The organism is Faecalibacterium prausnitzii, assembly GCF_003287495.1.
GTDB classification, from domain to species: Bacteria; Bacillota; Clostridia; order Oscillospirales; family Ruminococcaceae; genus Faecalibacterium; species Faecalibacterium prausnitzii_I.
Genome location: NZ_PRLE01000004.1, coordinates 50272 through 71948, shown reverse-complemented (window position 1 = coordinate 71948; position 21677 = coordinate 50272). Strand labels below are relative to the sequence as shown.

The following is a 21677-nucleotide window of genomic DNA, read 5'->3' as shown; positions in this document are numbered from 1 at the left end:
TGCGATATTGTGAAAATTTGTCAAAATTTAAAAAACAACGCAGGCAAACGATTTCAGCACCACAGAAAGGGGGCTTCCGGGAATGGACGAACGGTATACGCGGTACATTGAAAACCTGCGCCGGGTCCGTGCCCTCGTGCGCCCGGAAGTCCACGCCGGAATGAAAGACGCCGACCTGCTGGAAGAGATCAAGCAGAACGCGGCGGAGTCCTACACGCTGATGCAGCAGAGCAATGCCATCCTGGACGAAGTGATCTTTTCCCGCCGGGCGGAAAACCTGACGGAGGAGGAAGCCGCGGGCCTTTCCGAGTTCGCGGGCAAGCTGTTCAACTACGCCAACAGCGAGGACTGCGGCATTGCCTATAAGATCCACGCCCTGCTGCTGGACTACGCCCGCCTGAAACAGGACGACCGGGCCATCATCCGGGAGCTGTACTGGGCCGGCGTGACCATGCATTACATGAATGTCCGGAGCGATGATTCCAGCATCAATCCCCTGGGCAAACAGGTGCGGGGATACTTCCAGGAGGGAGCCTCCTACATGGCCCGGTACGAGGGATTTGACCTGGAGACCAAGAGCTATATCATCCGGTGCCTGGGCAACAGCCGGATGGCCATGTCCCGCCACAGCCATGCCGACTGCGAAGCTTACATGGAAGTGTTCGACAAGGCCATGGGGGTCATCCGCTCGCCCTATTACCGCAAGCTGGACCCCTCCATCCCCTGGGATAAATTTGAGTATGCCATGCACGCGGATCGGATGACCCTGCTGGCTTACCTGCGGGATTTTAAGGACCCGGAGATCGCGGAAAAGGTGCTGGAATCGGCGGAGTATATCCACCGGGAGCAGGCGAAGAACCAGACGGACGACGAGCGGCTGCAGAACTGGCGGCTGGGCTATTTTTACGCGATGGCCCGTTACCACGCCGGGCGCTGCCCGGTCCGCGAAGTGGTGGACGTGCTGTTGGAGGCCATTGAAAAGGCGGACCCGAAAGACTACTCGCCTACGGGCATCAACAACAATCTGACCAGCCTCTCCTCCCTGTTTTATTATGAGGCCGCGCTTCCGCCGGAGGAAAAGCCCCAGTACGCCTACCGGCTGGAAAAAGTGTTCAGCAAGAGCGTGAGCTACCTGAACGATCTGCCTGTGAACCAGTATCCCCGTGTGGCCAGCAACGCGGTGCGGGAACTGGTGGAGATGCAGGCAGGCGCGGAGCGGCCCTACCGCAAAAACATGCTGGTGTACATGCTGGCGGCCCACAAGCCGACCTATGTCCACTCTTTGATGGTGGCCAACCTGACCCGCTTTTTTGTCCGGCGGCTGCTGTGGAAGAAGCCGGAGGCCATGGTGGGCACCATGGGGTACGATACCGTGGAAGCGGTGCGGCAGCACGCGGAGGAACTCTGTGTGATGGCCTATGAATGTGGCGTGTACCACGACATTGGCAAGAGCATGGTGACCATGTATGTGGGCAACAACTCCCGCCGCCTGCTGGATGAGGAATTTGTCTGCGTGCAGTGGCACGCGGCGTTTGGCTATGAGCTGCTGTGCAAGATCGGCCACAAAGACGACCTGGCGCTGGCGGCACTCTACCATCATACGTATTATGACGGCCAGGGAGGCTACCCGAAAGATCAGCCGCCCTGCCCGAAGAACATGAAGCCCATTGTGGACGCCCTGACCGTGGCCGACTCTCTGGACGCGGCCACCGACAACATCGGGCGGTGCTACACAGCGGCAAAGCCGCTGGAAAAGCTGATCGAGGAGCTGTGGGCCCAAAAGGGCAGCCGCTACGCCCCGGCGGTGGTGGAGCTGTTCGACGACCCGGATTTCTGCACCGAGTTTCGGCGCAAACTGTACGAGTCCCGCCAGAGCGTGTATCTGGAAGTGTACCGCGAGACGATTTAACGCGCGAAAAAAGGCAGCCGCGAACGCGGCTGCCTTTTGTGCTGTCAAAATCAAAAAATCAGTTCTCGGAAGAAATATCCTGGCCGAAGTATTTCTCACCCAGCTCGGAGAGAGTGCCATCGGCACGCAGCTCCTCAATGGCGCTGTTGATGGCCTCCAGCAGGGTGGCGGTCTCGTCGCCTTTGCGCAGAGGGATGGCAACGTGGGAAGCTTCCTCCGTGAATGCCACCAGCTTGAAGTCCGCGTCCGGATGGACATTGAGGTAATCGTAGAACGAGACGTCGGCGTTCAGGGTAGCGTCGATGCGGCCTGCCGTCAGCAGCTGGATGGTCTCTTCCAGCGTGTCGATGCCCTGCACGGTAGCGCCGTAGCTCTCGGCCAGCTCCATGTAGGTGGAGGCCAGGCTGTTGGCCGTGGTCTTGCCGTCCAGGTCCTCAAAGCTGGTAATGCTGTCGTTGTCTTTCTTGACGGCGAGCGCGGTGTGGATATAGCCGTAAGGCGTGGTGAAATCGTAGGTCTTGGAGCGTTCCTCGGTGACCTCCACGCCGTTGCAGACCATGTCATAACGGCCAGCGTCCATGCCGGCAAACAGGCTGTCCCAATCGCTCTCCACATATTCCGGCTCCACGCCCAGCTTCTCGGCAATGGCGCGGGAGACTTCCACGTCGTAGCCCACCAGCGTGTCGTCCGCGTCGTGGAAGCTCCAGGGCTGCCATGCGCCCTCCAGCGCCACGATGAGGGTGCCGCGGTTCTGGATGGTGGAGAGCAGGTCGCCGCCCGCGGAGGCAGCACTGGAGGCGGCAGTGCCAGCGGTGGAAGCCGCGGTGTTATGGGAGGAAGAGCAGCCGCTCAGGCTCAGCACGCCTGCCGCTGCCATCACGCTCATCAGGGAGATAAAGGTTCTTCTTTTCATGGTTGGATTCCTTTCAGTTCGTATGTTCAATTTTGCGTAAAAATTCTCTGGTGCGTTCTTCTTTGGGGTGGGCGAAGAACTCCTGCGAGGGAGAGGCCTCCACCACCACGCCGTTTTCCATGAAGACCGTCTTGGAGGAGACGCCGCGGGCAAAGCCCATCTCATGGGTGACCACCAGCATGGTCATGCCCTCTTCGGCCAGCTGCCGCATAACGGCCAGCACCTCACCGGTCAGCTCCGGGTCCAGGGCGGAGGTGGGCTCATCAAAATAAAGAATTTCCGGGTCGGTGGCAAGAGCCCGGGCAATGGCCACCCGCTGCTGCTGGCCGCCGGAGAGCTGGCGGGGGTAGGAATCGGCTCGGTCGGCCAGGCCGACTTTTTCCAGCATCTTCATCCCGATGGCGTCGGCCTGGGCTTTGGGCATCTTGCGGGCGATGACAAGGCCCTCGGTGACGTTCTGCAGGGCGGTCTTGTTCCGGAAAAGATTGTAATTCTGGAAGACGAACGCCGTCTTTTTGCGCAGGCGGGCAATGTCGGCCTTGGTGATCTTACCCAGGTCAAACTGCTCGCCGTCAAAGATCAGGGTGCCGCTGTCGGTTGTTTCCAAAAAGTTGAGGCAGCGCAGGAACGTGGTCTTGCCCGAGCCGCTGGGGCCCAGGATGGCGACGACATCGCCCTTGTTGACGGTGAGGTCCACGCCCTTGAGGACATCCAGCTGGCTGACTACCTTGCGGGCCCCGGGCTTGTGGAAGATGCCGGCCTGCAGGCCGGGTTTTGCGTAAGTATAAAACGATTTGCGGAGATCCCGCACTTCTAACATGGCCATACGCTCCACTCCTTTCTCACTGGAAGCCGCGGGCGTTCAGCTGGCGCTCCAGCAGGCTCTGCAGCTTGGTGATGACGGTGCAGAACAGCAGGTAGACCACGGCGACCTCGCAGTAGATGGGCAGGAAGATATAGGTGCGGGCGGCCACCCGCTGGCCTGCCATGAACAGCTCCGCCACCGTGATGTTGGACGCCAGCGAGGTGTCCTTGATCATGCCGATGAGGGAGTTGGAGAGGGCGGGCACGGCGGTGCGCAGGGCCTGCGGCAGCACGATGCGGCGCATGATCTGGGCCCAGGTCATGCCCACGCAGGAACCGGCCTCCAGCTGGCCCTGGGGCACGCTTTCCAGCGCGCCGCGCATGGTCTCGGCGCAGTAAGCACCCTCATTGAACGCAAAGGCAATGACGGCAGCCGGGAACGCGTCCAGCATGATGCCCACGCTGGGCAGGCCGTAAAAGATGATGAACAGCTGCACCAGCAGCGGGGTACCGCGTACCACCCAGATGTAAAACCGGGCGATCTGACGCAGCACCGGCACATGGGCATACTGTACCAGAGCCACCGCCACGGCAATGACCATGGCGAGGGAGAACGAGATCAGCGTGAGGGGGATGGTCATGGTGAGGCCCGCTGATAAGATACGGGGCAGGGCCTCCCACAGCACGCCGACGGTGCGGTTGGCAAGGAATGACTCAAACATAAGCTTTTTGAAATCCTCTTTGAAAGAAAATGTGACGATGAAGCAGAGTATACAGGATAAACCTGCGTTGAAGTCAAGGGGTTTTTGAAAAAACCTACAAAACCTACCAGAATACTATAACATGAATTTCCGATGGATGCAATTGGTAGTTATGAAATCGCATACGATAGACAAAACCGCTGAAAAACACCACCGGACTTTGTGCAGCCTGCCAGAGAGTTGACGGGATACAGCCTTTCGTGTAAAATGGGCTTGGGTGTAGAACACTAAAATATCGGAACTATTTTTTGCATAGAAACTGCCGCGCGAACGGGCGCTCTGCCCGGCGCGCGGACACGGAGGACAAGAACGTGACAAAACGGAAAATTGGCATCCTGGGTGCAGGCACCTGGGGCATGGCTCTGGCACGGATGCTGTGCGTGAGCGGAAACGATGTGCTGGTGTGGTCGGCGCTGGGGCAGGAGATCGACAACCTCTCCACCACCCGCGTCCACCCCAACCTGCCGGGGATGAAGATCCCGCAGGAGCTGAAATTTACCAAGAGCATGGAGGAAGTGTGCACGGACAAGGATATTTTGATGTTTGCCGTGCCGTCCGTCTTCGTGCGGGGCACGGCGGCCAAAGCCCGGCCCTATGTGGCCGACGGGCAGATCATCGTGGATGTGGCCAAGGGCGTGGAGCCCGACACCCTGATGACCATGACGGAGATCCTGGCCGACGAGCTGGGCAAAGAGGGCGGCCCCAAGGGCGTGCGTCTGGTGGCGCTTTCCGGCCCCACCCACGCGGAGGAAGTGGCGGTTGACCTGCCCACCACCATCGTCTCGGCCAGCCCGGACGAGGAGGCCGCCCGGTATGTGCAGGAGGTGTTCAACAACACCTGTATGCGCGTTTACACCAACCCGGATATCAAGGGCGTGGAGCTGAGCGGTGCCATGAAGAACGTCATCGCGCTGGGCGTGGGCATCTCCACGGGCCTGGGCTACGGCGACAACGCCCGCGCCGCCCTCATCACCCGCGGCATTGCGGAGATCGCCCGGCTGGGCGTGGCCATGGGCTGCAATGTCCACACCTTTGCGGGCCTGGCCGGCATCGGAGACCTCATCGTTACTGCCACCAGTATGCACAGCCGGAACAACCGGGCGGGCATCCTCATTGGCAAGGGCAAGAGCCCGGCGGAGGCCGTGAAAGAGGTCGGCATGGTGGTGGAGGGCATGAACGCCCTGCCCGCCGCGCTGGAACTGGCCGAAAAATATCAGGTGGAAATGCCCATCGTGCAGACGGTGGACGCCATCGTCAACCACGGCATGAGCGCTGCCGAGGCCGTCCGCGCCCTGATGGACCGCGGCCTGAAAAACGAGCTGCCGCAGCTGTAAGCTGTAAAATAAAGGAGGCCTTTGTTATGCCATCCACCTATGCACACCGACGCTTTGGCGCGGATGTTCTGGAACGCCTGCCCGCGGAATTGCAGGAAAAAATTGCTCCTTACCGGGAGCTGTATGACATCGGTCTGCACGGGCCGGACCTGCTGTTCTACTACCACGCGGCAAAATCTACCCCGGTGAGCGCGTTGGGCAACGCCATGCACGAGCAGCCGGGAGCGGTTTTCTTCGAGCGGGCCCGGGGCGTGGTGAACACAGCGAAAAATAGAGACGCCGCGCTGGCCTACGCGCTGGGCTTCCTCTGCCATTTTGCGCTGGACTCCACCTGCCACCCCCGCGTGGAGCAGGATGTCCGGGACAGCGGCGTGAGCCACTGCGAAATTGAAACAGAGTTTGACAACATGCTCCTCCGCCGGGATGGCAAAGACCCGCTGCATTTTTTGACAGCCAGCCACATCCACCCCAGTATGGAGCGGGCGAAAGTGATCGCGCCGTTCTATCAGGGCATCACCATTTTGCAGGCTTACGACGCCATGAAAGGGATGGTGGCCGTGCACAAGCTGCTGCTGGCCTCCAGCCCGGCCAAGCGCTGGGTGGTGCTGACAGGCATGAAAGCCGTGGGCAGGTACGAGGGCCTGCACGGGCTGGTGGCAAACCCGCAGCCCAACCCCGCCTGTGCGGAGAGCTGTGAGCAGCTGGATGCGCTGTACCAGAAAGCCCTGCCGCTGGCCGAGCGGCTGATTTTGGAATACCGCGACACACTGCAGACCGGGGCACCGCTGGATCAAGCATACCAGCACACCTTTGGGGAAAACTGAGAGGGGCAATATGGAAAAAGAGAGCAAGCAGCGGTTCCGGCTGACCAAACTGGAGCGCGCGTGGATCCTGTACGACGTGGGCAACTCGGCCTTTGTGCTGATGGTGGCCACCCTCATTCCGATTTTCTTCAACGCGCTGGCCGCCGCGGGCGGGCTGTCGTCGGTGGAGTATCTGGCCTACTGGGGCTACGCCACCTCGGTGGTGACCATCATCACGGCGATCCTCAGCCCGATCCTGGGCACTCTGGCGGACACGAAAGGCTTCAAAAAGCCCATTTTTATACTCTGCGTCTGGGTGGGCATCGTGGGCTGCATTGCCATGGGCAAGATGTCCGCCTGGCTGCCGTTCCTCGTCATCTTTGTCATTGCCAAGGTGGGCTTCTCGGGCAGCCTTGTCTATTACGATTCCATGCTGAGCGATGTGACGAGCCCGGAACGGATGGACGAAGTCTCCTCCAAAGGCTATGCATGGGGCTACATTGGCAGCTGTGTGCCGTTCGTGGCCTGTTTGGGCCTTGTGCTGGGGGCGGACAAGCTGGGCATCAGCCAGATGAAAGCACTGGATCTGGCGCTGCTGATCACGGCGTTCTGGTGGCTGCTGACCACGCTGCCGCTGCTGAACCAATACAAACAGCTGCACTATGTGGAGGTGGAGCGGCACGCCATCCGCCAGAGCTTTGCCCGCATCGGGCACACCATCCGCCACCTGCCGGAAGATAAACAGGTGTTCTGGTTCCTGCTGGCGTTCTTCTGCTACATCGACGGCGTGTATACCATCATTGATATGGCCACGGCCTATGGCACGGCACTGGGGCTGGATACCACGGGTCTGCTGCTGGCCCTGCTGCTGACCCAGATCGTGGCGTTCCCGTCAGCGCTCATCTTCGGGCGGCTGTCCTCGAAGTACCCGTCCACGGCCCTCATCCCGGTCTGCATCGCGGCCTACGCGGGCATTGCGGTGTTTGCGTTCTTCCTGACTCGGCAGTGGCAGTTCTGGGTGCTGGCCGTCATCGTGGGCATGTTCCAGGGCGGCGTGCAGGCCCTCAGCCGCTCCCACTTTGCCAAAATCATCCCGCCGGAAAAATCCGGCGAATACTTCGGCCTGTTTGACATCTGCGGCAAGGGGGCCTCGTTCCTGGGCACCATGATCGTCAGCGTGGGCAGCCAGCTGACCGGCAGCGCCAATGTGGGCGTCGGTTCCCTCATCGTGCTGTTCGTGGTGGGCTTTGTGCTGTTCAGGGTGTCGTGCAAAGCGGGGGTCATTACCGACAGCGTAAATTAAAAGACAGAGCGGCAGCTTCCCGGGAGCGGGAGGCTGCCGTTTTTGGTTTGTTGTGTTTTACCCGGAAGAATGATACAATAAAGGCAAAAAAATAAAAACCAAAGGAGAAACAGCGATGAAGCAATATCCCGGTTACACTCTGGTAAAGCAGGAAGACTGCCCGGAGCAGCACGGCACCCTGACGGTGCTGACCCATGATGTCAGCGGGGCGTCGGTGCTGCTGGTGGAAAATGACGATCATAACAAGGGCTTTGGCATCGGGTTCGGGACATTCCCGTCCGATGACACGGGAGTGTTCCATATCCTGGAACACTCGGTGCTGGCGGGCAGTGAGAAGTACCCGGTCAAATCGCCGTTTTTGCAGCTGCTCAAGAGCAGCATGGCGTCGTTCCTCAATGCGATGACGTTCCCGGACAAGACCGTTTACCCCTTTGCGACGCCCAACGAGACGGATTTCAAGAACCTGATGGACGTGTACCTCAACGCGGTGTTCTGCCCGCTGGCCATGGTGGACAAGGCCGTGTTTGAGCAGGAGGGCTGGCACCGGGGCGAGGACGGCACCGTGAGCGGCGTGGTCTACAACGAGATGCAGGGCGCTCTGGCTTCCCCGGACGCCCAGCTGCAGAACGCGCTGGAGCGGGCCATGTTCCCGGATACGGCCTACGGCTTTGTCTCGGGCGGCGACCCGGCTTCCATCCCGGCGCTGACCTATGAGAAGTACAAGCGGGTGTACCACCGCCACTACAGCGCGGACAACTGCTGCATCACCCTGTACGGAAACCTGAACATGGGGGAGGCGCTGGCATTCCTCGACGAGGCCTACCTGAGCAGGATGCCCAAGGGCACCAGCCGCCCCCGCCTGACGATGCAGGACGAGCAGCCGGGCGTGCAGGTGAAGATCCCCTACTACACCGAGAAGCCGGAGGCCGACGAGGTGCAGTGCGCTCTGGCCTGGTATACCGGAGCCTTTGCAGACCGGGAGCGGCAGCTGGGCGTGGAGATCCTGCTGGACGCGCTGCTGGGCTCCAATCAGGCCCCGCTGAAAGCGGCCCTGCTGAACGAGAAGCTGGGCGCGGACATCGACATCGGGTTTGACGACAGCACGTTACAGCCCACGCTGGAGCTGGTGCTGCGCGGTGCCACCGAGGATACGGCGGCCCGGTTTGCCGCGGGCGTGCGGAAAGCCGTGGACGACATCCTGGCTGAGGGCATCCCGGAAGACCTGCTGCTGGCCGCTCTGAACGCGGCGGAGTTTGCTTCGCTGGAGCGGCCGGGCAGCATCCCGGACGGTGTGCTGGACGCCATCAACGCGGCCACGGGCTGGCTGCACACCGGCGACCCGGCCATGCTGCTGCACACCAACAGCCTGTTTGCCTCCCTGCGGGAGAAACTGGCCGAGGGCTGGTTCGATGCTTTGCTGAAAGACCTGTTTGCGGCAGAGCCGGTGCAGGTGACCCAGGTGCCGACCCTGCCCAAGAAAGAGGAAGAGGCACAGGCCGCCCGTGTGGACGGCAAGCTGGTGCTGGAGCACCCGCTGACCGTGGCCGATCTTGGCAGCGGGGAAAAGAGCGCCGCGGGCGGGGAAGAGCAGCTGGCCGGAGCTACCCTGCTGCACCACCCCTCGGCGGGCAGCACCTACCTGAATTTCTACTACGACCTGGGCAGCCTGACACCGGAAGAAATGCAGTATCTCGATCTGCTGACCGACGTGCTGGACGAGCTGGACACCCCGCGCCACACGGCCCGGGAGCTGAACACCCTGCGCGGCACCTGGCTGGGCAACAGCAGCGTGGCCCTGAGCATCTGGACCGGACGGCAGGCGGGCAGCCCCTGCCACACCAAGCTGACCCTGAGCATGAGCCTGCTGGAGCGGAGCCTGGAAAAGGCCGTGGAGCTGGGCGGCGAGTGGCTGTACGAGACCCGGCTGACCGGGCCAGGCGCCGAGGCCGCTTATGCCCGGGTGCTGAGCCAGCAGAAGCTGAACATGGAACAGCAGTTCATCCAGCAGGGCAACAGCTATGCGGCCGTCCGCGCCGGGGCACACTTTACCGTGGAGAACGCCCTGACCGAGCGGGTGAGCGGCGTGACGGCGTATCATTTCCTGTGCGAGCTGCTGGAAAAGGCCGACTGGGCCGCTGTGGGGGCCAAATTTGAGGCCCTGCGGGAGAAGCTCCTGCACCACGCCCAGCTGACCGTGAGCTTCCATGGCAGTGAGGCCGGGCTGGACACCCTGCGGAAGCTGCTGCCGGGCAGCGCCTTTGCAGAGGCGGAGCGGGGCACGGCCTGTGCCTACACCGAGGAGCTGACGGCCCCGGTGAACGAGGCGTTCATCATTGACGGCGGCGTGAACTACGACCTGCTGGTCTGGCCCATGGAGCGGTGCGCTGCCCGCAAGGTGCTGGCCCGGGTGATGAGCTACGAGTATCTGTGGCACCAGATCCGCGAGGTGGGCGGCGCGTACGGCACCGGGATGCTGACCCAGGATGGCGTGGAGTACCTCTACACCTACCGTGACCCGCACCTGACCGAGAGCTATGACACCTTTGCCAAGGGCCCGGCAGACCTGGCCGCACGGGACTACACCGAAAAGGACATGAACGAGTTCATCGTGGGCACGGTGGCAAAGCTCGACACGCCCCGCAAGCCTTACGCCCAGGCCAAGGAGCTGGACCGCCGGTATTTCTGCGGCATCACGGACGGGATGGCAGCGGCCGACCGTGCCGCCCTCTGCGCCGTGGACGCCGACACCCTGAAAGCCCAGGCCGCCGCTCTGCCCCGGCAGATGGCAAAGAGCGTCCGGGTGGCGTTTGGCAGCAAGGACGCTGTGGAAGCCGCCAAGGGCCTGTTTGACCGGGTGGAGACGCTGTAAGAGCACCTCGGAAAGAATGCGCGATTTTTAAGCGGCTTTTGTAAAAGAATTACAGCATGAAACCTCCCTGCTTGTGAAAAAGAACACAGGCAGGGAGATTTTTATATGCCTTTATTATACAATTTGGATAATCGAATCAAAAATAAGCAAAAAGTATCTGAAAAATGTGCACTGTTGGGGGGCGGAACGCTATGGTATCCTGTTGCCAAGCCAAACAGGAAAGGAAGTGAAGAATCCAGGATGGGGCAGACAAAACAGCCCGCCAGTAAGAGCATGGAAAGCTTACAGCGGGCCACCGACACCCTGAGTACCTTGCTGGCGCAGGAAGTCCGGGAGCTGAACGCCCGGCAGAAAACGGCCAGAAAGGCAGCGGACAAAGACGGCCCGGCAGACCCCGGCAGCTTCAAGGGACTGAAAGAAGCCACCGCTGTTTTAAAAGACCTGGCCGCGGTGGCGAGGGCGCTGAACGAGCAGGGCGTAGAGGCTGAGGGCACGGTCTGCGGCGTGGTGCTGCTGCCGTCGGTGGAGGAAGCATGAGTGAACCAAAAAGAGCCGCCGTGGTCTGGCGGCCCCAGCCGAGGCAGCTGGAATTTATGCGGCGGCCGGAGCCGGAAGCCCTCTACGGCGGGGCGGCAGGCGGCGGCAAGAGCGACGCGCTGGTGATCGAGGCGCTGCGGCAGGTGCACATCCCGCACTACCGGGCCCTCATCCTCCGCAAGACTTACCCGCAATTGACCGACCTTGTGGACAAAAGCCAGCTGTACTACCGCCGGGCATTCCCCGGGGCGCAGTACAACGCCACCAGCCATGTGTGGGTGTTCCCCAGCGGGGCGAAGATTTATTTTGGCTCCCTGCAATACACCAAAGACCGGACGAACTATCAGGGCAAGGCCTTTGATTTTATCGGCTTTGATGAGCTTACCCACTTTGAATGGGAAGAGTACAGCTACCTGATGAGCCGCAACCGCCCTACCGGCCCGGGCACCCGGGTGTATCTCCGGGCCACCACCAACCCCGGCGGGGTGGGGCACGGCTGGGTCAAGGCCCGGTTTATCACACCGGCCCCGCCCGGTACGCCCATCGTGGAAGAATACCCGGTGCGGATGCCGGATGGCACGGAGAAAAAACTGAAACGGGCGCGGGTGTTCATCCCGTCCAGCGTGTTCGATAACCCGGCCCTGCTGGAAAACGACCCGGATTATCTGGCGGCTCTGGCCAGCCTGCCGGAAGCGGAAAAGCAGGCCCTGCTCTACGGCAGCTGGGACAGCTTTCAGGGGCAGGTGTTCACCGAGTGGCGGAACGACCCGGCCCACTACGACGACCAGCGCTGGACCCATGTCATTGCGCCGTTTGCCATCCCGAAGCACTGGAAAATTTACCGGGGTTACGATTTCGGTTTCTCCAAGCCGTTCTCGGTGGGATGGTACGCGGCGGACGAAGAGGGGCGGCTCTACCGCGTCAAGGAGCTGTACGGCTGCACCGGACGCCCCAACGAGGGCCTGCGCATCGACCCGGTGGAGCAGGCAAGACAAATCCGGGAAGTGGAGCAGAACGACCCGCTGCTCCGGGGGCGGGTCATTCAGGGCATCGCGGATCCTGCCATCTTTGACGAGAGCCGGGGCGAGAGCATCGCGGCGATGATGGAGCGGGCGCCCAATTTCCTGCACTGGCGGCCCGGCGACCACACCCGGCTGGCGGGCAAGATGCAGTTCCACTACCGGCTGGCCTTTGACGGGGAGGGCAGGCCGATGTTTCAGGTGTTCAGCACCTGTCGGCATTTCATCCGGACCATCCCGAACCTGGTGTACGACGAGAGCAATGTGGAGGACATCGACACCCGGCAGGAAGACCACATTTACGACGAGTGCCGCTATGTGCTGATGGAACATCCCATCGCGCCGCCCCGGCAGAAGACGGTGCCGCCCCTCCGGGATGACCCGCTGGAGCTGCACAAAAGGGCGAGGGTTTATAGGGTATAAAGGGCAGCGGGCTAGCCCTCTCAGGCCGCCTGACGTCATCCAGCTCTCCCAAAGGGAGAGCCCTTGGCAAAGAGGTTTCGTTTTATATAGACGCATAGCGTTTTGAGGGAACTTTACGAACTGCCAAAGCCTCTCACTTTGAAAGACTCCCCCGGCCGGGGGAGGTGGCACGAAAGTGCCAGAAGGGGGCAAGGTGGCATTGCGAAGCAATGACGGAGAGGGCAAGGATGGTAACAAAGAAAAACAATTTTAGAAACGGAGGTACAAATGACAGAGCTATGGACCGACAAGCCGCCCATCGGGGCGGAGGAGGTGGCGCGGGCAGAGCAGATCTTGCAGAAGTACAAGGTCGGCAAGGCGGCGCTGGACCAACGGCTGGTGGACAACGAGCTGTGGTTTCGGATGGGGCACTGGAAAAATTACCAGAACCCCATGATGGAGGGCAAGCCTCAGCCGTCCAGCGGGTGGTTGTTCAACTCCATTGCCAACAAGCATGCCGACGCCATGGACAACTACCCGGCCCCCAATGTACTGCCCCGGGCCCCGGACGATGAGCAGACCGCGCGGGTGCTTTCCAGCGTGCTGCCTGTGGTGCTGGAACAGGCGGACTATGAGCAGGTGTACAGCGACACCTGGTGGCGCAAGCTCAAGCAGGGCACCGGCGTCAAGGGGGTGTTCTGGGACCCGGAACAGCGGGGCGGTGTGGGCGAGATCACGGTGCGGCCCATGAACCTGCTGATGCTCTACTGGGAGCCGGGCGTGGACGATATCCAGGCGTCACCCAACTTTTTCTCCCTGAGCCTGGAAGATACGGACCAGCTGACCGAGCGCTGGCCTCAGTTGGAGGGCCACAGCACCAGCGCGCTGGAGGTGCCCCACTACCTCCACGACGGCGGGCTGGACACCAACGGCAAGAGCGTGGTGGTGGACTGGTACTACAAAAAGCGGAACGCGGAGGGCCGCCGGGTGCTCCACTACTGCAAGTTCTGCAACGGGGTGGTGCTCTACGCCAGCGAGAACGACCCGGAATACGCCGGACGCGGTTTTTACGACCACGGCCAGTATCCGTTTGTGTTTGACCCGCTGTTTGTGGAGGAGGACAGCCCGGCGGGTTTTGGGTACATCGACGTGATGAAAGAGTGCCAGACCGCCATTGACCGGATGAACCACGCCATGGACGAGAACGTCCTGCTCTCCTCCAAACAGCGGTATGTGCTGAGCGACGCGGCGGGGGTGAACGAGGAAGAGCTGGCGGACTTCTCCCGGGACATCGTGCATGTGGTGGGGCGGCTGGGAGACGACAGTTTCCGGCCCTTACAGACCACCGGCCTGCAGGGCAACAGCCTGAGCTACCGCAACAGCCGCATTGAGGAGCTGAAAGAGATCAGCGGCAACCGGGACATGACCCAGGGCGGCACCGCGGGCGGCGTGACGGCGGCTTCGGCCATTGCGGCGCTGCAGGAGGCGGGCAGCAAGCTCTCCCGTGATATGCTCAAGAGCGCTTACCGGGCCTTTGCCAAAGAATGCTACCTCATCATGGACCTGATGCGGCAGTTCTACGACGAGGAGCGCGTTTTCCGGATCATCGGGGAGACGGGCAGGAGCGAGTTCGTGCACTTTTCCGGCGTGGCGCTCCGGGCACAGGCCCTGCCCGGTGTGGGCGGTGTGGAGCTGGGCAGCCGGGAGCCCATTTTTGATATCGTGGTCAGCGCGGAGAAGAAATCAACGTTCAGCCGCCTCTCCCAGAATGAGACGGCAAAAGAGTGCTACCAGCTGGGGTTCTTTGCCCCGCGGAACGCGGACGCTGCATTGGCGGCGCTGGAAATGATGGATTTTGAGGGCATTGAAAAAGTCCGCCAGCGGGTGCGCCAGAACGGCACGCTGGCCCAGCGGCTGGAGCAGCTGCAGAGCCAGCTGGTGCAGTTGAAACAAGGGCCCCTGAGCGGCCCGGGAGAGAACCTGAGCACGGCGGCAGAGGCAAGAGCGATGAAAGGAGCGGTTTCATGATCAAAGTGACCTATACCGAACTGGACGGCCCCAGCGGCCCGACCCTCCGGCTGGAAGCGGCGGGCCATGCGGGCTATGCCCCGGCCGGGCAGGACATCGTGTGCGCCGGGGCAAGCACCCTGATGCAGACGCTGGTCTATCTGCTGGCCGGGGAGGAAAGTGCCAAAAGCGATGCCTGGGACGAGCCGGAGGGCCCGCGCCTGGCCGTGACAGCGGCTGCCCCGCGGAAGCCCTGGGTGGAGGGAGCGTTTGAATTTGCCAAGGCAGGTTTTGCCCTGCTGGCAGAGCGCTACCCGGACAACGTGCGCTTTGCGGACCTGAGCGGCCGCGGGGAGCAGTGCATGGTGGACCTGCAGCTGTTTGCGGAGGGGGAGGGCGGTGCCGCCCCACCGCCTGCTTCTGCTCCGGCGCTGAGCCGCGCCCAACAGCAGCAGGCCATTGCGTCGGGCACGATGAAAGCAGCGGAGGCAGAGGCCCCGGCGCAGCCGCCGCGGGAAGCAGTGGCAGAAGAAGCCGGGGAAACAGAGCAGCCGGAACCGGCGGCAGAGCCCACAGCACCGGAAGTGCCGGAAACACGCCTGCCGCCCCGTCTGCCCGCACCGGGCCGTGGTTTTGTGGAGCAGCTGCACGCCCAGTGGGCGGCGGAGGAAGCCCTGCTGCGCCGGGACGTGCCGGGCTTCTCCCTGAAAGCAGAGCTGCGGGACCCGGAGATGCGCCGCCTGATGCAGCTGCCCGGGATGCGGCTGGGGGATGCCTACCGTCTTGCCCATTACAGCGATGCCCTGCGCCAGACGGCCCGGACCGTGGAGCAGGGGGTGGTGGAGCGGATCCGGCAGCGGGCCTCCCGCCCGGCGGAAAACGGCACCCGCCCCGGCAGCGCGGCGGTGACCAGAGCGGACGTGGCCAGCATGACCCGGGCCCAGCGGGAAGCGCTGGAGCGGCAGGCGCTGCACGGGGTGCAAATCAAGTTTTAACCTCTCACCGCTGCGGTCTGGCTTCGCCAGCGCCTTGCGGAGCTCCCCGATTAGGGGAGCCAAGAATCAATGTAAGAGGAAATTTCCTCTTTTAAAAAGCATTTTACGGATACAGAAAGGACAAACAGCATGAAAAACTACGAAATGAAGATCGATCTCCAGCGGTTTGCGGATGCGTCGGCCAGCCTGAACAACACCACGGCCACCATGACCAAGGAGATGAAGACCTTTTACGAGAAGCGCCTCATCGACCAGGCAGAGCCCCGCCTTGTGCATGACCAGTTTGCGGACTACTATCCCGTGCCCCAGAACGGCGGTAAGACCATTGAATTCCGCAAGTACGACAGCCTGCCCAAGGCCTCCACGCCTCTGACGGAGGGCGTGACCCCCAATGGCCAGACCCTGAACGTGACCACGATCACCAGCGACCTGCACCAGTATGGCGGCTGGACCCCGCTGACCGATGTGCTCCAGATGACGGCCATTGACAACAATGTGGTGCAGGCCACCCGCGTGCTGGCCAGCCAGGCGGGCCGCACCATGGACAGCATCACCCGCGACGTGCTGGCAGGCGGCACCAATGTCCTCTATGTGCCCAAGGTGGCGGAGGACGGTACCGAGACGGCCGTGAACAGCCGCAAGGCGCTGGACAAGACCTGCACCCTGACCCCGAAGATCTTCTTCCGGGCCGCGGCACAGCTGGGGGCCATGAACGCGGACCCCATCGGTGACAGCTACATTGCCATCATCCACCCCTATGCGGCCTACGACCTGAAGACCAGCAAGGAGTTTGTGGAGGTGCACAAGTACGCCGACCCGGATACCATGTACCGCGGCGAGATCGGCAAGCTGGGCAACATCCGCTTCGTGGAGACCAGCGAGGCCAAGATCTGGCGGGATGAGACCTGCCCCGCGGGTCTGGCTGTCTTTGGCACGCTGGTGCTGGGTGCCCACGCCTACGGCGTGACCGAGCTGGAGGGCGGCGGCCTGGAGCACATCGTCAAGCAGCTGGGCTACGGCGACGACCCGCTGAACCAGCGCGCCTCCGTGGGCTGGAAAGGAATGCGCGCGGCGGAGCGTCTGGTGGAGCAGTACATGGTGCGCATTGAGAGTGTGTCCAGCTACTCCGGCATGGTGACGGCGAACTAAAGAGTGCTGGCCCGGCAGGACCTCTCAGTCTCGCGATCGCTCGACAGCCGTTCCCCTTTCGGCACTTGCGTGCCACCTCCCCCGGCCGGGGGAGTCTTTCCTAGCAGGAAAGACTCCCTCCGGCCGGAGGGAGATGGCGCTGCAAGCGACAGAGGGAGGATGGCCCTTGGCAGGCCGGGCCACGGCACCAGACCGCGAAAGTTTTGAAAATGCACAAAAGTGCGGGCCCTGTGACAGAGGGCAGAAAGGATGGAAGATGGAAAATGTTCGGATCCGGCTGTTCAAGGACAACAGCCGTTACAAGGGAGACCTGTTTGTGAGCGTCAACGGCGTGAACTATAAGATCCGCCGGGGCGTGGAAGTGGAGGTGCCGCCGGAGGTGGCCGAGGTGCTGGAGCACAGCCAGCAGCAGGACGAGCGCACCGCCGCCCGCATTGCAGCGGCGGAGATGAGTGACACTTGAGGAGGGAGCCATGACCGTTGGAGAAGCACTGGCCCGGGCCGAGGAGCTCCGCCCGGGGTGCCGGATCACCGCCCGCACCCGGCAGCGCTGGCTGGTGGAGCTGGACGGGATGCTGCGGGAGAAATTTTTTAAAAACTGCCCGGCAGGCAGTTACGATGCCGTGGGCGCGGACCGGGCAGGGAACGATCAATTGGCGGAGGACGCTGAACTGCTGGCCCCGGCCCCTTTTGATGCCCTCTACCCGCACTACCTCTGTGCCAGGATCGACGCCGCTCTGGGCGAGACGGCCCGCTATGCCGGGGAGCAGTCCCAATATAACGCGCTGGCCGCAGAGCTGGCCGTCTGGCTGAGGCAGCGGTACCCGCCCCGGGCCGGGGCGCGGTGGCGCTGGTGAAAGGAGGGACAGTACCTGTGACATTGGCAAACCGAAGCGGCATCCAGAACAGCCGTACCCTCCTGCGGGCCTTTGGCGGGCTGAACGAGACCTACGCCTGCTCGGAGGCGGAGTACAGCGCGGGCATCAATTTTTCGGCCCGGAATTTCCCGGCCCTGAGCACCCGGACGCCCCGCAGGAAGCTGCGAGAGGTGGAAAACCTGAACGGGATGTATCACCTCAACGGGCTGCTGACCGTCTGCGGAAAAGATCTGATCTACACGCCCGACGAAGCGGGTGCTGCGGCGGTGACGCTGGAAAACGCCGTGGCGGACAGCAAAAAAACGCTGGTGGGCATCGGGACAAAAATTCTGATCTTCCCGGACAAAGCAGCCTTTGACACGGCAGAGCGGACCCTCCAGCCGCTGGGGGCCGCGTGGAGCGGGGAACAGGTGGAGTTTGCCCCCTGCGACGCCGAGGGCAGGACCTACGAAGCGGAGGAATATGGCCGGACCGAGCCGGAACACCCGGCGGACGGAGCACTGTTCCTGAAAGTGGAGGACATCCGCCGCCCGTGGAGCAGCGACAGCACGCTGGAAATTTACAGCGCGGTGTCTGGCAACTGGTCGGCCATCCCGCTGGACTACTGCCGCGTCACGGCGGGGGGCATCGGGAAAGGGTTCCGGGCCTGGGATACCGTGACGGTGCAGGGCACCGCCGCAAAGCAGGGCGGCCAGTTTGAGGAACTGGACGGGGACCGCATCGTCTACGAGGTGCAGGAGGGCTGGCTGCGGGTGAAAGCAACGCCGGGCGGGGCGCATTTCTACGGGAAATTTGCCCAGAACGGCACCACCGCCAAATGGACCAGCATTGATGGCAGCGAGGTGGCCGTGTACACCGTGGAGGGCCCGGTGCAGGTGGAGCGGAAAATCCCCGACCTTGATTTTGTGACCGAGTGCGACAACCGGGTGTGGGGCTGCTCCAGCAAAGAAAACGTCATCTACGCCTGCAAGCTGGGCGACCCGACCAACTGGTTCTCCTACCGTGGCATTGCGGCGGACAGCTATGCCGTGACCGTGGGCAGCGACGGCCCCTTTACCGGGGCGGCCACCTGCATGGGGTACGCACTGTTCTTCAAGGAAAATGCCCTCCACAAGCTCTATGGCTCCAAGCCCTCGGATTTTCAGCTCAGCTCTCTGCGCTGCCGGGGCGTGGCCCGGAATGCGGGCCGCAGCCTCTGTGTGCTGAACGAGACGCTTTATTATCTCTCGGCAGACGGGGTGATGGCCTGGGATGGCAGCCTGCCCACCAAGGTGTCCACGGCGCTGGATGCCGCCCGGCTCTCCAACGTGCAGCGGGCGCTGGGCGGAGCGCTGGACGGGCGGTATTACCTCTGTCTCTCCCGCGGCAGCGGGGAAGAAAACACGGCCCGGCTGCTGGTGTATGACACGGAGCGGGGGCTGTGGCAGGAGGAAGACCTCCGCGCGGAGGAGATGGCCGGTACGGGCGGGCAGCTCTACCTGTGGGACGGGCAGGCCCTCTGGGCCGCCGACCCAAGCCGGGAGCCGGACGGACAGAACACGGACGGCGTGGAGGAGAGCATCCCCTTTGCGCTGACCACCGGGGACATCGGGATGGACGCGCCGGAGGAGCAGTATCTCTCCCGGCTGACCCTGCGGCTGGACGCCGAAGTGCCCAGCCGACTGGAAGTGAGCGTCAGCTACGACGGCGGCCCCTGGGAGAAGCTGGCGGAAAAGACCGTGGAGGCGAAGCAGCAGAGCATCGACCTGCCCTTTGTGCCCCGGCGGTGCGGCACGCTCCGGCTGCGTCTGGAAGGAGCGGGGCAGATCACCCTGCGCGGCCTGGCAAAGACGATGGCAAAAGCACAGGGCGGCATCTTTGCCGCCAGAAAGGAGGGCTGAACGATGGCAAGCATCACGGGGCTGGGAAAGATCGGCCTGCCCAGATTGAGCGAGAACATGGACCCGGACGACGCCCGGGCCCTGCGGAATTACCTGTACCAGATGCAGGAGCAATTGCAGTATGTGCTGAGCAACCTGGATACGGAGAATCTCTCCGAAGAGCTGCGCACCCGGCTGCAGAAGCTCCCCTAAGAAAGGATCAGAACAGATGAGCAAAAAGAAAGAAGAGCAGCTTGCACAGGCGCAAAAAACGGCCGAGGCGGCGCGGCAGGCGGCTGCCCCGCAGAGCGGTTACAGCACGGCAGACCTGAACAGCCGCTCCGACGTGCAGAACGCCCTGGCCGGGGCGGAGTACCGGCCCTCCCAGAACGTGACGGACGCGGCCAATGACCTGAAGCAGTGGCAGCAGAACCGCCCGGGGCAGTACCAGAGCGCTTATCAGGACAAGATGGACGAGCTGATGGATGCCCTGCTGGGGCGGGACAGTTTCCGGTACAGTTACGCACAGGACCCGCTCTACCGCCAGTACGCCCAGCTGTACACCCAGAACGCAGCCAACGCCAGCGCCGATGCCGCCGCGCAGGCGGCAGCCCTGACGGGCGGCTATGGCTCCAGCTATGCGGCCAGCGTGGCACAGCAGGCCTACCAGCAGCAGATCGGGGCCCTGAGTGAGGCCATCCCAACATTATATCGGCTGGCGCTGGATACCTACACGGGCGGCGGCGAGGAGCTGGTGACCAAGCTGGACCAGCTGGGTGCCCGGGAACAGAACGACCAGAACCTCTACAACAATGAGCTGGCCGATTATTACACCCAATTGCAGCAGAAAGGCGACGCCTACAACGCGGCCTATGCGCAGGACTACGGGCAGTATCAGGATTACCTGAATCGGCTGGACACCCTGTATGGCTACTATGCGGCGCAGGAGCAGCAGGCCGCCAGCCGGAAGCAGGAAAAATTCAACCGCACCATGAAAGTGCTGGGCTTCCTGGGCGATGTGGTCCAGCTGGCCATCACGGGCACCACGGGCCTGGGCACGCTGGCGGGCAATCTGGCCAACAGCCGCTATAACCGGGCGGCCAGTGAGCGGGCCTATGCGGACAGCCGGGCCGATACCGCCTGGGAGCAGCAGATGAAGGAGCTGCAGCGGCAGGACAGCCTGACCCAGCAGCAATATAAAAACGAGCTGGCCGAACGGGAGTATCAGGATACGATGCGCCAGCAGCAGTTCCGCAACGATCTTGCCTCGGAGAAGCTGAACATTGCCAAGGGCGAGTGGGCGCTCAAGCAGTCGAAAGCGGCCCAGAGTGCCCGGCAGGCTAGTACGAATGCCAGCGCCAAGGCGGAGAGCGGTCTTTCCGGCAGCGGGCTGACGGCCGGGAAGAGCGGTGTTTCCAGCGGGACGCTGGTGCCTTACAGCGCGGCGCGCCTGCGCAGCCAGGGGCGGAGCGACAGTGCGATCCGGAACGAGCTGCTGAAAGAGGGGTACTCGAGTGAGGAAGTGAAGAGTATCATGAAGCAGTTGAACAGCTGAATGTTTGTACTCTTTTGCGTGCCAAAAGAGTACCAGAAAAGCACCGCTTTTTCGAGGCGCGGGCACGAATCAGGGGCTGCTCGCCCCTAATAACCCCAATGAAGTAGAAAAATCCCCAGAATCGGGCGGTGTGCCTGCGCACAGACGCTATTCCGATTTTGGGGATTTTTCGATTTGCGGCGCTGCCGCAGATTTTAGATGCATTTTATCTCGAGTCCCACTGGGCACCTGGTACTGCCACGGTAGACATTCCTACGGGTCTAGGACCCGCGGACTAACCAACAGCGACGGGTTGCGTTTGCTGATTTTTCCACAGCCTCTTGGCGAGGCTTTGAAAAATCAGAACGCGGCCCCAACAACTCCTCCCTGTTTCTGCCGCAGGCAGTGGTCGTCGTCGTTGCACTGGGCTGTTAGTTGCGGCTTGCAGCCGCCGCCCTGTTCGAGTCCCACTGGACTGAAAGAAAAAATCCGCCGTTGCAAAAGCAACAGCGGATTTTTTGGTGGGGTGCCCAGTGGGACTCGAACCCACGGTCTCCAGATCCACAATCTGGCGCGTTAACCGACTACGCTATGGGCACCA

General features: G+C 62.3%; 18 protein-coding genes and 1 tRNA gene. 15 read left to right on the top strand and 4 right to left on the bottom strand.

Annotation, left to right across the window (positions count from 1 at the left end):
- Positions 1-82 precede the first annotated feature (82 nt).
- Entirely contained in the window at positions 83-1909 is a 1827-nt protein-coding gene (locus C4N22_RS08225; protein ID WP_112148612.1) for an HD-GYP domain-containing protein, read from the top strand.
- 58 nt (positions 1910-1967) lie between these two features.
- On the opposite strand, the gene C4N22_RS08220 is transcribed toward C4N22_RS08225, so the two are convergent.
- From C4N22_RS08220 to C4N22_RS08210, 3 genes are read right to left on the bottom strand one after another with little or no spacing between them, the layout of a single operon-like run.
- Positions 1968-2822, bottom strand: coding sequence for a transporter substrate-binding domain-containing protein (locus C4N22_RS08220; RefSeq protein ID WP_112148611.1), 855 nt, complete (start codon positions 2820-2822; stop codon positions 1968-1970).
- Positions 2823-2835: 13 nt separating this feature from the next.
- Positions 2836-3648, bottom strand: a complete 813-nt coding sequence (locus tag C4N22_RS08215) for an amino acid ABC transporter ATP-binding protein (protein ID WP_022256673.1) — start codon at positions 3646-3648, stop codon at positions 2836-2838.
- Between the two features lie 16 nt (positions 3649-3664).
- Positions 3665-4348 carry an amino acid ABC transporter permease gene (locus tag C4N22_RS08210; RefSeq protein ID WP_112148610.1) on the bottom strand — a complete coding sequence of 228 codons (684 nt, stop codon included), beginning with the start codon at positions 4346-4348 and terminating at the stop codon, positions 3665-3667.
- 350 nt (positions 4349-4698) lie between these two features.
- Here C4N22_RS08210 and C4N22_RS08205 point away from each other — a divergent pair, with 350 nt between their 5' ends.
- The 14 genes from C4N22_RS08205 (at position 4699) to C4N22_RS08140 (ending at position 21097) form a co-directional block, all read left to right on the top strand.
- Positions 4699-5721 (top strand): NAD(P)H-dependent glycerol-3-phosphate dehydrogenase, encoded by a 1023-nt coding sequence (locus C4N22_RS08205; RefSeq protein WP_278320615.1) that lies wholly within the window; start codon positions 4699-4701, stop codon positions 5719-5721.
- Between the two features lie 26 nt (positions 5722-5747).
- Complete coding sequence (locus C4N22_RS08200) at positions 5748-6545, top strand: zinc dependent phospholipase C family protein (RefSeq protein ID WP_112148609.1); 798 nt, start codon at positions 5748-5750, stop codon at positions 6543-6545.
- Positions 6546-6555: 10 nt separating this feature from the next.
- Positions 6556-7827 carry an MFS transporter gene (locus tag C4N22_RS08195; RefSeq protein WP_112148608.1) on the top strand — a complete coding sequence of 424 codons (1272 nt, stop codon included), beginning with the start codon at positions 6556-6558 and terminating at the stop codon, positions 7825-7827.
- A 115-nt stretch (positions 7828-7942) separates the two neighbouring features.
- The gene (locus tag C4N22_RS08190; RefSeq protein WP_112148607.1) at positions 7943-10696 is read left to right on the top strand and encodes an insulinase family protein; all 2754 of its coding nucleotides are present in this window, start codon (positions 7943-7945) and stop codon (positions 10694-10696) included.
- 240 nt (positions 10697-10936) lie between these two features.
- The gene (locus C4N22_RS08185; RefSeq protein WP_022256667.1) at positions 10937-11233 is read left to right on the top strand and encodes a hypothetical protein; all 297 of its coding nucleotides are present in this window, start codon (positions 10937-10939) and stop codon (positions 11231-11233) included.
- Entirely contained in the window at positions 11230-12675 is a 1446-nt protein-coding gene (locus tag C4N22_RS08180) for a phage terminase large subunit (RefSeq protein WP_112116040.1), read from the top strand. Before C4N22_RS08185 ends, C4N22_RS08180 begins: the two co-directional genes overlap by 4 nt.
- Positions 12676-12942: 267 nt before the next feature.
- The gene (locus C4N22_RS08175; RefSeq protein ID WP_112148606.1) at positions 12943-14682 is read left to right on the top strand and encodes a portal protein; all 1740 of its coding nucleotides are present in this window, start codon (positions 12943-12945) and stop codon (positions 14680-14682) included.
- Complete coding sequence (locus C4N22_RS08170; protein ID WP_112148605.1) at positions 14679-15656, top strand: ribosomal-processing cysteine protease Prp; 978 nt, start codon at positions 14679-14681, stop codon at positions 15654-15656. The genes C4N22_RS08175 and C4N22_RS08170 overlap by 4 nt, the downstream gene beginning before the upstream one ends.
- Before the next feature lie 129 nt (positions 15657-15785).
- Positions 15786-16805 carry a N4-gp56 family major capsid protein gene (locus tag C4N22_RS08165; protein ID WP_431602983.1) on the top strand — a complete coding sequence of 340 codons (1020 nt, stop codon included), beginning with the start codon at positions 15786-15788 and terminating at the stop codon, positions 16803-16805.
- 256 nt (positions 16806-17061) lie between these two features.
- A complete protein-coding gene (locus tag C4N22_RS08160; RefSeq protein ID WP_022256662.1) occupies positions 17062-17268 on the top strand; it encodes a hypothetical protein in 207 nt (68 codons plus the stop codon).
- A gap of 10 nt (positions 17269-17278) precedes the next feature.
- Positions 17279-17662, top strand: coding sequence for a hypothetical protein (locus C4N22_RS08155; protein ID WP_112148604.1), 384 nt, complete (start codon positions 17279-17281; stop codon positions 17660-17662).
- A gap of 17 nt (positions 17663-17679) precedes the next feature.
- Positions 17680-19563 carry a hypothetical protein gene (locus tag C4N22_RS08150; protein ID WP_112148603.1) on the top strand — a complete coding sequence of 628 codons (1884 nt, stop codon included), beginning with the start codon at positions 17680-17682 and terminating at the stop codon, positions 19561-19563.
- A gap of 3 nt (positions 19564-19566) precedes the next feature.
- Complete coding sequence (locus tag C4N22_RS08145) at positions 19567-19755, top strand: hypothetical protein (protein WP_022256659.1); 189 nt, start codon at positions 19567-19569, stop codon at positions 19753-19755.
- 16 nt (positions 19756-19771) lie between these two features.
- Entirely contained in the window at positions 19772-21097 is a 1326-nt protein-coding gene (locus tag C4N22_RS08140) for a cell envelope biogenesis protein TolA (RefSeq protein ID WP_112148602.1), read from the top strand.
- Between the two features lie 501 nt (positions 21098-21598).
- Here C4N22_RS08140 and C4N22_RS08135 read toward each other — a convergent pair.
- Positions 21599-21675, bottom strand: a tRNA-His gene (locus tag C4N22_RS08135).
- Between the last annotated feature and the right edge of the window lie 2 nt (positions 21676-21677).

Excerpts from the sequence above, each read along its gene's own strand:
- C4N22_RS08145 (WP_022256659.1), top strand. The coding sequence starts at position 19,567 with ATGGCAAGCATCACGGGGCTGGGAAAGATCGGCCTGCCCAGATTGAGC.
- C4N22_RS08185 (WP_022256667.1), top strand. The coding sequence starts at position 10,937 with ATGGGGCAGACAAAACAGCCCGCCAGTAAGAGCATGGAAAGCTTACAG.
- C4N22_RS08155 (WP_112148604.1), top strand. The coding sequence starts at position 17,279 with ATGACCGTTGGAGAAGCACTGGCCCGGGCCGAGGAGCTCCGCCCGGGG.
- C4N22_RS08190 (WP_112148607.1), top strand. The coding sequence starts at position 7,943 with ATGAAGCAATATCCCGGTTACACTCTGGTAAAGCAGGAAGACTGCCCG.
- C4N22_RS08195 (WP_112148608.1), top strand. The coding sequence starts at position 6,556 with ATGGAAAAAGAGAGCAAGCAGCGGTTCCGGCTGACCAAACTGGAGCGC.
- C4N22_RS08140 (WP_112148602.1), top strand. The coding sequence starts at position 19,772 with ATGAGCAAAAAGAAAGAAGAGCAGCTTGCACAGGCGCAAAAAACGGCC.
- C4N22_RS08180 (WP_112116040.1), top strand. The coding sequence starts at position 11,230 with ATGAGTGAACCAAAAAGAGCCGCCGTGGTCTGGCGGCCCCAGCCGAGG.
- C4N22_RS08175 (WP_112148606.1), top strand. The coding sequence starts at position 12,943 with ATGACAGAGCTATGGACCGACAAGCCGCCCATCGGGGCGGAGGAGGTG.
- C4N22_RS08210 (WP_112148610.1), bottom strand. The coding sequence starts at position 4,348 with ATGTTTGAGTCATTCCTTGCCAACCGCACCGTCGGCGTGCTGTGGGAG.
- C4N22_RS08200 (WP_112148609.1), top strand. The coding sequence starts at position 5,748 with ATGCCATCCACCTATGCACACCGACGCTTTGGCGCGGATGTTCTGGAA.
- C4N22_RS08215 (WP_022256673.1), bottom strand. The coding sequence starts at position 3,648 with ATGGCCATGTTAGAAGTGCGGGATCTCCGCAAATCGTTTTATACTTAC.
- C4N22_RS08165 (WP_431602983.1), top strand. The coding sequence starts at position 15,786 with ATGAAAAACTACGAAATGAAGATCGATCTCCAGCGGTTTGCGGATGCG.
- C4N22_RS08170 (WP_112148605.1), top strand. The coding sequence starts at position 14,679 with ATGATCAAAGTGACCTATACCGAACTGGACGGCCCCAGCGGCCCGACC.
- C4N22_RS08220 (WP_112148611.1), bottom strand. The coding sequence starts at position 2,822 with ATGAAAAGAAGAACCTTTATCTCCCTGATGAGCGTGATGGCAGCGGCA.
- C4N22_RS08160 (WP_022256662.1), top strand. The coding sequence starts at position 17,062 with ATGGAAAATGTTCGGATCCGGCTGTTCAAGGACAACAGCCGTTACAAG.
- C4N22_RS08225 (WP_112148612.1), top strand. The coding sequence starts at position 83 with ATGGACGAACGGTATACGCGGTACATTGAAAACCTGCGCCGGGTCCGT.